Annotated in this window: 8 protein-coding genes; 3 read left to right on the top strand and 5 right to left on the bottom strand. The window is 71.4% G+C overall.

What is annotated here, in order from left to right:
* Positions 1-179: 2-thiouracil desulfurase family protein (locus tag ABZ914_RS17245; RefSeq protein ID WP_500193918.1), on the bottom strand; the 179-nt coding region annotated here is incomplete at its 3' end.
* A gap of 94 nt (positions 180-273) precedes the next feature.
* Here ABZ914_RS17245 and ctaD point away from each other — a divergent pair.
* Positions 274-1,929 carry an aa3-type cytochrome oxidase subunit I gene (gene ctaD, locus ABZ914_RS17240; RefSeq protein WP_500193915.1) on the top strand — a complete coding sequence of 552 codons (1,656 nt, stop codon included), beginning with the start codon at positions 274-276 and terminating at the stop codon, positions 1,927-1,929.
* Between the two features lie 98 nt (positions 1,930-2,027).
* On the opposite strand, the gene ABZ914_RS17235 is transcribed toward ctaD, so the two are convergent.
* The 4 genes from ABZ914_RS17235 to ABZ914_RS17220 form a co-directional block, all read right to left on the bottom strand.
* The gene (locus ABZ914_RS17235; protein ID WP_500193914.1) at positions 2,028-2,840 is read right to left on the bottom strand and encodes an SDR family NAD(P)-dependent oxidoreductase; all 813 of its coding nucleotides are present in this window, start codon (positions 2,838-2,840) and stop codon (positions 2,028-2,030) included.
* A 90-nt stretch (positions 2,841-2,930) separates the two neighbouring features.
* Positions 2,931-4,532 (bottom strand): flavin-containing monooxygenase, encoded by a 1,602-nt coding sequence (locus tag ABZ914_RS17230; protein WP_500193912.1) that lies wholly within the window; start codon positions 4,530-4,532, stop codon positions 2,931-2,933.
* 3 nt (positions 4,533-4,535) lie between these two features.
* Positions 4,536-5,537, bottom strand: a complete 1,002-nt coding sequence (locus tag ABZ914_RS17225; protein WP_190868830.1) for an AurF N-oxygenase family protein — start codon at positions 5,535-5,537, stop codon at positions 4,536-4,538.
* A gap of 58 nt (positions 5,538-5,595) precedes the next feature.
* Positions 5,596-6,372: a TetR/AcrR family transcriptional regulator gene (locus ABZ914_RS17220; RefSeq protein WP_500193910.1), complete on the bottom strand. Its 777-nt coding sequence runs from the start codon at positions 6,370-6,372 to the stop codon at positions 5,596-5,598.
* 241 nt (positions 6,373-6,613) lie between these two features.
* On the opposite strand from ABZ914_RS17220, the gene ABZ914_RS17215 reads away from it, so the two are divergent.
* The gene (locus ABZ914_RS17215; protein WP_190868829.1) at positions 6,614-7,393 is read left to right on the top strand and encodes an ABC transporter ATP-binding protein; all 780 of its coding nucleotides are present in this window, start codon (positions 6,614-6,616) and stop codon (positions 7,391-7,393) included.
* Entirely contained in the window at positions 7,390-9,900 is a 2,511-nt protein-coding gene (locus ABZ914_RS17210; protein WP_500193908.1) for an ABC transporter permease, read from the top strand. The genes ABZ914_RS17215 and ABZ914_RS17210 overlap by 4 nt, the downstream gene beginning before the upstream one ends.
* Positions 9,901-9,959 lie beyond the last annotated feature (59 nt).

Here is a 9,959-nt window from a genome sequence, read left to right as displayed (position 1 = left end):
CCGACGATCTCGGCGGGCGGCCGGGGGACGGGCAGCCCGCCCGACACCTCGGGACAGAACGGCACGAGCCGGCCCTCCGTGCGCCACCGCTCGAAGAGGCCGCCGCCCACGGGCTTGGCGGCCCCGTCGTATCGGACGGGCCGTCCCACGAGGCAGGAACTGACCAGTATGCGCTCCACGCCTTTCAGCCTATGCGGGGACGCGGAGACGTCTTGCGCCCCCCTGATCCCCGGCGAATAGTTGTGGGCATCCCCCGTCGATTGGGAGCCCGGCATGGTCCTTCTCGGCCGTCGACTCCCGGAGGCGCCTTCCGAGGGACGTCCCCGGGGCTCGGTCCTGGTGTCCTGGCTGACCACCACCGACCACAAGGTGATCGGATACCTGTATCTGACCACCTCGTTCGTCTTCTTCCTGCTGGCCGGCCTGATGGCGATGGTGATGCGGGCGGAGCTGGCCTCGCCGGGCCGGCAGATCGTCTCCAACGAGCAGTACAACCAGCTGTTCACGATGCACGGCACGGTGATGCTGCTGCTGTTCGCGACGCCGCTCTTCGTCGGTTTCGCGAACGTGGTGATGCCGCTGCAGATCGGGTCGCCGGACGTGGCGTTCCCGCGCCTCAACATGCTGAGCTACTGGCTGTTCCTGTTCGGCGGCGTCATCGTTTTCGCGTCATTCGTCTCGCCGGGCGGCGCCGCGAGTTTCGGGTGGACGGCGTACGCGCCGCTGAACAGCGCGCTGCGGTCGCCCGGAATCGGCGGCGACATGTGGATCATGGGGCTGGCGCTGTCGGGATTCGGCACGATCCTCGGCGGCGTCAACTTCATCACCACGGTCATCGGGATGCGGGCGCCGGGAATGACGATGTTCCGGCTGCCGATCTTCACCTGGAACGTGTTCCTGACGAGCCTGCTCGTGCTGATGGCGTTCCCGGTGCTGGCGGCGGCGCTGCTGTGCCTGGAGGCGGACCGCAGGCTCGGCGCGCACGTGTTCGACGCGGCGTACGGGGGCGCGCTGACCTGGCAGCACCTGTTCTGGTTCTTCGGGCATCCCGAGGTGTACATCATCGCGCTGCCGTTCTTCGGCATCGTCACCGAGGTCATCCCGGTGTTCAGCCGCAAGCCGCTGTTCGGCTATTTCGGGATGGTCGGCGCCACGATCATGATCGCCGGGCTGTCGATGTCGGTGTGGGCGCACCACATGTTCACCACGGGGCAGGTCCTGCTGCCGTTCTTCTCGTTCATGTCGTTCCTCATCGCCGTGCCGACCGGGGTGAAGTTCTTCAACTGGGTCGGGACGATGTGGCGCGGCCATCTCAGTTTCGAGACGCCGATGCTGTTCGCCGTGGGCTTTCTCGTGACGTTCCTCTTCGGCGGGCTGACGGGCGTCATCCTGGCGTCGCCGCCGCTGGACTTCCAGGTGCAGGACTCCTACTTCGTGGTGGCCCACTTCCACTACGTCGTCTTCGGGACGGTCGTGTTCGCGATGTTCTCCGGCTTCTACTTCTGGTGGCCGAAGATGACGGGGAAGATGCTGAACGAGGCGTGGGGGAAGGTCCACTTCTGGACGCTGTTCATCGGTTTCCACACGACGTTCCTCGTCCAGCACTGGCTCGGCGCGGAGGGGATGCCGCGCCGCTACGCCGACTATCCCAAGGAGTTCACCGCACTGAACCGGATCTCCACCGCCGGTGCGTTCCTGCTCGGGATCTCGACGCTGTTCTTCATCTACAACGTGTACCGGACGTCGCGGCGCGGCACGCGGGTCCAGGTGGACGATCCGTGGGGGTTCGGCAATTCGCTGGAATGGGCGACCTCATGTCCGCCGCCGCGGCACAACTTCACGTCCATCCCGCGGATCCGCTCGGAGAGACCCGCCTTCGACCTCCACTATCCGAAGGCACCCGAGGCCGCGCCGGGCGAGACGGCCTGACACGGACGCCATGCCCCGGAATCGGGGAACGTGAAGCGGTGGACGCCGACGCAATGCATGCCCGCGCGCGGGGGTGGGGCGCGCGCGGGCGGGGGCGGCTACTTGGCGATGCGGCTGACGGCGATCTGCGCGACGCGCACGGCGGCGGCCGGGTTGAGGCGGACGCCGCGCCAGGCGAGGCGGCCGTGCGCCGGGGCGACGATGAGCGCCTGGTTCTTGGCGACGCCCTTCATGATGTCGCGGGCCAGCTTCTCGGCCGTGTAGAGGCGCGGCGACGCCTTGGCGATGTCGCCGGTCGCGTTGCCGCTCAGCTGCGTCTCGGGCAGGTCCGGGTTGACGTTGTGCAGCAGCGGGGTGTCGACGAAGCTCGGGCAGACCACGCTGACCTTGACGCCGCGCCGGGCGGCCTCGGCGCGCAGGCCGAGCGACAGGCCGACGACGGCGTGCTTGGTGGCGGTGTAGGGGATGCCGACCGGCATCGGGACGAGCCCGGCGAGCGAGGCGGTATTGACGATGTGCCCGCGGCCCTGCTCCAGCATGATCGGGTACGCGGCGTGCACGCCGTGCACGACGCCCTTGAGGTTGATGTCGATCGCGCGGTTCCAGTGGTCGAGGGTGAGCTCCTCGGCCAGCCCGCCGATCGCGATGCCGGCGTTGTTGAAGACCAGGTCGAGCCGGCCGTTCTCCGCCTTCACGCGCTTGTAGAGATCGGTGACGGCCTCGGCGTCGGTGACGTCGAGGGGGGCGGAGGACGCCTTGCCCTTGCCGAGGGTGTTCAGCTTGTCCGCGACGGCCGCGGCGCCGTCGGCGTTGATGTCGCTGACCACGACGGTGTCGCCGCGCGCCACCAGGGACGTGGCGATCGCACGGCCGATGCCGGATGCGCCTCCGGTCACGATCGCGATGCTCATTCTGCGCGCTCCGCTCGATGCGTCTAATTGGATGTTGTGTTCAAATGCGGGATTGTACGGGGTGGGGCGGCCGGGCCGACACTCACCCGGCTACGGAACGGGGACCGCCGGCTCGTCGTCGCGCCCCTCCACCGTGAAGTCGCGCGGGTCGAGGCGGCGCGTCCGCAGCCAGTAGTTCACCGTCGACGCGGGCCAGGCGGCCCGGTTGACGCCGTTGCGGTCCAGGTACCAGCTGTCGCAGCCCCCGGCCACCCAGACCGCGCCCTCCGACTTGCGCTGCACCCAGGCGTTGAACCGGTCCTGCACGGACGGCTTCACCGAGATCCGCGCGCCGCCCGCCGCGTCCAGCATCGCCAGGCACTGCAGGATGTAGCGGACCTGCGCCTCGATGATGAAGATCATCGAGTTGTGGCCGAGGCCGGAGTTCGGGCCGAGCAGCAGGAACAGGTTCGGGAAGCCCTTCACCGCGACGCCGAGATGCGCCTCGATGCCGTCCTTCCACGCGTCCTGGATCTTCAGCCCGTTCCGGCCCGTGATCCGCGCGTTCTCGAACGCGTCGGTGACGTGGAACCCGGTGCCGAAGATGATCGCGTCGACCTCGTGCTCCCGGCCGTCGCGCGTGACGATCGAGTGCTCGCGGACCTCGGCGATGCCCTCGGTGGTCAGCTCCACGTTGGGCCGCATCAGCGCCGGGAAGTAGTCGCTGGACACCAGCGTCCGCTTGCAGCCCATCGTGTAGTCGGGGGTGAGCTTGCGGCGCAGCTCGGGGTCGGGCACCTGGCGGGCGAGGTGCCACTGCGCGATCGAGCTCGCGGCCTTGAGCAGGCGCGGGTTCTTGAACCCGAGGACGAAGCTCTCCTGCAGCAGGTAGATGCCGTTGCGGTAGCCGCGCTGGAACCCCGGGACGCGCCGGAACAGCGCCTTCTCCAGTCCGGTCACCCTGCGGTCCGGCTTCGGCATGATCCACGGCGGCGTCCGCTGGAACACCGTCAGCGATCCGGCCCGCTTCGCGATCTGCGGGACGAACTGGATCGCGGACGCGCCCGTGCCGATCACCGCGACGCGCTTGCCGGTCAGGTCGTAGGAGTGGTCCCACTCGGCGGAGTGGAACGTCGTGCCCTCGAAGGACGCGAGGCCGGGCAGGTCGGGGACGTTCGGCTGGTGCAGCGGGCCCATGCCCGCCGCGAGCGCCCGCCCCCGGACGATCTCGCCGGGCTCGGCGCCCGCGCCCTCGACCGACAGCTGCCAGGTGTCGGTGGCGTCGTCGTACTCGGCGGCGGTGACCTCGGTGCCGAACCGGATGTGCTGCTCCAGCTCGTACTTGCCGACGATGTCCTTGATGTACCGCAGCAGCTCGCCCTGCTTCGGGAACATCCGGGACCAGTCGTTCTTCGGCTCGAACGAGTAGGAGTACAGCAGCGACATGATGTCGCAGGCGCAGCCGGGATAGGTGTTCTCCCGCCAGGTGCCGCCGACCTCGTCCGCCTTCTCCAGGATGACGAAGTCGTGCACGCCGGCCTTCTTCAGCCCGATCGCCATGCCGAGGCCGGAGAAGCCCGTCCCGATGACGACGACCTTGTACGGCCCGCCGCGTCCCGCCGCCGGCGTCACCACGGCGTTCCGGCGCGCGGCGGGACCGTCCGGCCCCGCCGCGCCGGCGCCGTTCGCGCGGGCGCCGTTCGCCCCGGCCATCGCTCAGGCGGCCTTGGGCTCGTCGACGGGGCGCCGCGTCCCCGGCCGGTCCCAGATGCCGAACGCCTTCCAGACCCGCTTGTTCACCGGGTCGATGACGCCGAGCTCGGCCATCAGGTCGCGGATCTTGCCGACCGAGTTGGCGATCTCCGCCTGCGAGGCGGGGCTCTTGTAGGCCTGCCGGACGACGTCCTTGGGGATGTTGAAGTGCCGCACCATCGGCCCGGGCGGGGACAGCATGATCCGCGCCATCACGCCGAGCACGATGGGGGTCGCGAAGCCGAGGATCCGGCGGCGCGCCGGGTTCATGGTCGGGATCCGGTGCTTGAGGTAGTGGCGGGCGAAGGAGATGTGCCGCGCCTCCTCCGCGATGTGGATCTTCATGATGGTCTCTTCGAGCGGGTGCTTGATGTGCCCGCCCTTGAGGGACTTGCGCTGCACGTAGTCGATCGGGTCCTCGCCGCCCAGCACGAACACGAAGAACATCTCCGTGCTGACGAGCGGGATCCACGGCGCGGCCTGCGCGATGAGGCTGAGCGAGCGCGGCATGCCGCGGATCGGCATCTTCGTCCGGTTCACGAACTCCTGGAACATCATCCCGTGGTGACATTCCTCGGTCGTCTCGTGGTAGACGTACCGGAACTCCGGCCGGCCGTTCGGCAGCCGGTAGGCGTAGTTCAGCAGCCCGCGCTTGAGCAGGTTCTCGAACTGCAGGCCGATCTTCATGGCGGTGGCGACGCGCCACAGCCCGATCTGCGCCTGGATCTCCGGCGGCTGCGACCGGTACCACTCGGTCTCGCCGAGCCGGTCGAACTGCGGCAGCACCCAGCGCGGGTCGTTCTTGTCGACGACGAAGTCGGGGTCGTCCCACGGGATGTCGGCGTAGGCCTCCCAGTGCTTGTCGACGGACGCCTTGTTCAGGCGGTCGACGACACCGAGATACGACTTCCTGTCCTTGACCTGCTCGCGGACCTCGTCGGCGAGTTCGGTGGGGGCTTTCGGCATGTGAGGCGCTCCCTCGGGGGTGGTGCGGCCTGCGGGGGCCGGGGGTGACTCTGCGGGGCTAGGAGGTGCCCGCGGCGGTGGTCGCGGGCCGTTGCGGTGGCGCGCCGCCGGTCTCGCCGTCCGGTTCCGGCGCCGGTGCGGGCGCGGGTTCCGGTGCGGGGGCGGAGGCGGGCGCGAAGTCGGGGGTGGGGCGGCCGGGCTCCGGGACGATCAGCCGGGCGATCTCCTTCACCTGGCGGAGCACCGCGGCCTGGTTGCCGCGCGCGTCGTCGTCCAGGGCGTTCTGGATCGACAGCCCGACGAACATCGCGAACAGGCCGCGCAGCATCGTGTCGGTGAAGTCGGGCGGCAGCGTGTTCGCGGGGAACAGCTTCTCGAAGGTCTCGGCGATGGTCTGCAGGATCCGCTCGTTCAGGTCGACACAGAGCGGGCGCAGCTCCTCGTCGGTGCGGGCCGCGACCGCCAGCTCCATCAGGGCCTTGGCGGGCCGGCCGCGGAAGACCTCCCAGAGCAGGTCGAGCGCGCCGGTGACGTCGCGGCGCTCCTTCGGCAGCACCGCGAACGCCGTCTCGTACGCCATGCGCTGCGCCTCCAGCAGGTGCTCCAGCGCCGCGGCGACCAGGATCATCTTGGTCGGGTAGTGGTGCTGCTGAGCCCCGCGCGAGACGCCCGCGCGGCGGGCCACCTCGGTGGTGGACGTGCCGGACCAGCCGAGGTCCACCAGGCACTCCATGGTGGCCTCGAGGAGCCGGGCCTGCGTGCGCGACCGGCGTTCCTCCTGGGTCCGGCGCGTACCGCTGCTGTGGCGCCGGCGCCGGCGGCTGCTCACTGACACGCCTCCGACGGTACGAGCACACTTACAAGCAAGCAAGCCTGCTTGTATGTTGCCCGCATCACAATTGGACAACGCGTCTTATTGATCTTCCGGCGGGGACGTACCCCCTGCGGGGTACCCGGCCCGGCTCCGCTGCCGCCCCCGTCGTACGCGCGGGCGCGCCGGTGCCGCCTCCGGGGTAGGCGCGGTGCCTCTCGCTGCCGGACGACGCGGGCCGTACCGGCGCGTGACGATCCCGGCCATGGGAAACGCGGCAGAGGCAAGACGAACCATCGGCGAGGCGGACGCGGCCACGGGCGGCGCCCGCACGGAACGGCTCACCAAGGTCTACGGGACCGGCGACATGGCGGTGCGCGCGCTCGACGAGGTGAGCGTGGCGTTCCCCGCCGGACGCTTCACCGCCATCATGGGCCCGTCCGGCGCCGGCAAATCGACCCTGATGCACTGCGTGGCGGGCCTGGAGGACGCCACGTCCGGGAAGGTCTACGTGGGCGACGAGGAGCTCGGGGCGCTCTCGGACCGGCGCCTGACCCGGCTGCGGCGCGAACGCATCGGGTTCGTGTTCCAGGCGTTCAACCTGCTCCCGACGCTCACCGCGAAGGACAACATCGTCCTGCCGATGACGCTGGCCGGAACCCGTCCCGACCGGGAATGGCTGGACACCGTTGTCCGGGTACTGCGGCTGGGGCAGCGGCTCACGCACAAGCCGTCGGAACTGTCCGGCGGGCAGCAGCAGAGGGTGGCGCTGGCGCGCGCGCTGGTCACCCGTCCGCAGATCGTGTTCGCCGACGAACCGACCGGCAACCTCGACTCGCGTACGGGCGCCGAGGTGCTCGACCTGCTCCGCGGCGCCGTCGACGACCTCGGCCAGACGGTCGCGATGGTCACCCACGACCCGGTCGCGGCCGGCTACGCCGACGCGGTCGTGTTCCTCGCGGACGGGCGCGTCGTCGACGTGATGGACGAGCCCACGGCCGACCGGGTCCTCGACCGGATGCGCGGGCTGGGGGACCGGTCATGACCGGGCTCGTCTTCAAGGAGCTGTGGGGGCGCAAGCGCCGCATGGCCGGCTCGCTGGTCGCGGTGTTCCTCGGCGTGACGTTCCTGACCGGCACGCTGGTGCTCGGCGACACGCTCGCGTCCAGCATCGACGGCTACTTCTCCGGCGCGTACGGCAGGAGCGACGTCAGCGTCCGCAACGCCACCAAGGTGAGCGACGCGCCGTGGGGCGCGCGGGGCCAGATCGACGCGTCCGTGCTGGGGAAGGTGCGCGCGGTGGACGGCGTCGCGAACGCCGAACCCGTCATCCAGGGCTCCGGGCAGCTGCTCGCCAAGGACGGCACGACCATCCCGTCCCGCGGCCCGAGGACCGCCGGGAACTGGCTGAACGACCCGAAGCTCAACCCCTACCGGCTCGCCGAGGGACGCGCGCCGCGCGCCCCGGACGAGGTCGTCATCAACAAGATGTTCGCCGACGAGGGCAAGCTGAAGGTCGGCGACCGGACGGCCGTCCTCACGCCCGAGCGCGTCCCCGTGACGGTCGTCGGGATCAGCAAGTTCGGCTCCGAGGACGCGTTCGGCGAGACGTCGTTCACCGCGTTCAGCCTGGAGGGCGCGCAGCGGTACGTCGCGAAGACCCCCGGCCGCATCAGCGGCGTCTCGATCCGCGCCTCCGGCGGGGTGAGCCAGGACGAGCTGGCCGCGCGCATCCGCCCGGTGCTGCCCGCCGGGACCGAGGCCGTCACCAACCGCGCCCAGGTCGACGAGGGCATGACCGCCGTCCAGGACGGCTTCCTCAGGACGTTCCGGATCGTGCTCGGCGCGTTCGGCGGGGTGGCCCTGTTCGTCGCGGCGTTCAGCATCCACAACACGTTCGCGATCACGATGGCGCAGCGGACCCGCGAGTCCGCGCTGCTGCGCGCGCTCGGCGCGGGCCGCCGCCAGGTCCTCACCGTCGCCGCGATCGAGGCGCTGGTGATCGGCGGCGCCGCGACGCTGGCCGGGCTCGCCGGCGGGTTCGGCTTCGCCGCGCTGCTCCGGCTGCTGTTCACGACCTTCCGGATCGGGATCGCGATGGAGGGGCTCACCGTCTCGGCCACGACGCTGCTGGTCGCGGTCCCGGCCGGGCTGCTGGTGACGCTCGTCGCGGCGCTCGGGCCCGCGCTGCGGGCGTCCCGCGTGCGGCCCCTGGCGGCGCTGCGCGAGGTCGCCGCGGAACCGTCCCGGGTGTCCGACACCCGCGTGATCGTCGGCGGGGTGTTCGCGGCGGTGGCCGCCGGCACGGTCGTGCTGGGCGCGTCCGGCGGGAAGGTGGCGATGGCCGCCGCCGGAGCGGTGCTCGGCCTGGTCGCGATGGTCGTGCTCGGGCCCGCGTTGGCGAAACCGGCGGCCGCCGTCGCGGGCGCCCCGGCCGCGCGGCTGCGCGGCGTGCCCGCCGCGCTGGCCCGCGGCAACGCGGCGCGCAGCCCGCGCCGCACCGCCGGCGCCGCGACCGCGCTGATGATCGGCGTCGGCGTCGTCACCCTGCTCACGGTGTTCGTCGGCTCGCTGCGCGCGTCCCTGGAGGACGGCGTCGCCGGGTCCTTCAAGGGCCCGCTCGTCGTGGACGGCGGCGGCAACGAGACCGGCGGCTTCGCCCCGCGCCTCGTCGACGAGGCGGGCCGGCTGCCGGAGGTGCGCGGCGTCGCCGGGCTCGGCACCGGCGGCATGCGGGTCGGCGGCCGCGTCGCGACCGTGTCCGTCGGGGACCCGTCCGCGCTGCGCCGGGTCCTCGACCTGGACGTCTCGCAGGGCTCGCTCGCCGGGCCCGGCACCTTCGCGGTCTCCAAGAAGATCGCCGACGACCGCGGCTGGCACGCCGGCTCCCGCGTCGGCCTCACCTTCGCCGACGGCGCCGCCCAGCAGGTCACCGTGGGCGCCGTGTACGACCGGACCGACCTGACCGGCGACTACCTCGTGCCCTGGACGATCTGGGACGCCCACACCGAGCAGCCGCTCGTCACCAGGGCGTTCGTCGACCTGAAGCCCGGCGCGTCCGTCGCGGCGGCGCGGCGCGCCCTCACCGCGCTCGCCGGACCGTACGGGGCGCCCGAGGTCGAGACCCGCGGCGCGTTCGTCACGGCGCAGACGTCCGACATGAACGGGTTCATCGCCGTCGTCTACGGGATGCTCGCCCTCGCGATCATCATCGCGCTGCTCGGCATCGCCAACACCCTGTCGCTGTCGGTGCACGAGCGGACCCGCGAGCTCGGCCTGCTGCGCGCCGTCGGCGCGACCCGGGCGCAGATCCGCTCGATGGTGCGCTGGGAGTCGCTGATCGTCGCGCTTTTCGGCACCGCCGGCGGGCTCGGCCTCGGCGTGTTCCTCGGCTGGGGGCTCGGCGCCGCGCTCGGGAACCCGTTCGCCGCGCCGCCCGTCCAGCTGGCGGTGATCGCGCTGGTCGGAGCCGTCGCGGGCGCGCTCGCCGCGATCAGGCCGGCCCGCCGCGCCGCCCGCCAGGGGATCCTCGCCTCGATCGCCGCGCCGTGATCACGCCCTCCGGAGCCCGCCCCGCAGGCCCTGCGGGGCGGGCTCCCGGGCGGATTCCG

It is taken from the genome of Spirillospora sp. NPDC046719, from assembly GCF_040645715.1.
In the GTDB taxonomy this organism is placed as follows: Bacteria; Actinomycetota; Actinomycetes; order Streptosporangiales; family Streptosporangiaceae; genus Spirillospora.
This window is presented reverse-complemented; position numbering and strand designations above follow the sequence as displayed.

What these genes read in the sequence shown, in the direction of transcription:
- ctaD (WP_500193915.1), top strand. Translation starts at nt 274, where the DNA reads ATGGTCCTTCTCGGCCGTCGACTCCCGGAGGCGCCTTCCGAGGGACGT.
- ABZ914_RS17235 (WP_500193914.1), bottom strand. Translation starts at nt 2,840, where the DNA reads ATGAGCATCGCGATCGTGACCGGAGGCGCATCCGGCATCGGCCGTGCG.
- ABZ914_RS17230 (WP_500193912.1), bottom strand. Translation starts at nt 4,532, where the DNA reads ATGGCCGGGGCGAACGGCGCCCGCGCGAACGGCGCCGGCGCGGCGGGG.
- ABZ914_RS17225 (WP_190868830.1), bottom strand. Translation starts at nt 5,537, where the DNA reads ATGCCGAAAGCCCCCACCGAACTCGCCGACGAGGTCCGCGAGCAGGTC.
- ABZ914_RS17215 (WP_190868829.1), top strand. Translation starts at nt 6,614, where the DNA reads ATGGGAAACGCGGCAGAGGCAAGACGAACCATCGGCGAGGCGGACGCG.
- ABZ914_RS17210 (WP_500193908.1), top strand. Translation starts at nt 7,390, where the DNA reads ATGACCGGGCTCGTCTTCAAGGAGCTGTGGGGGCGCAAGCGCCGCATG.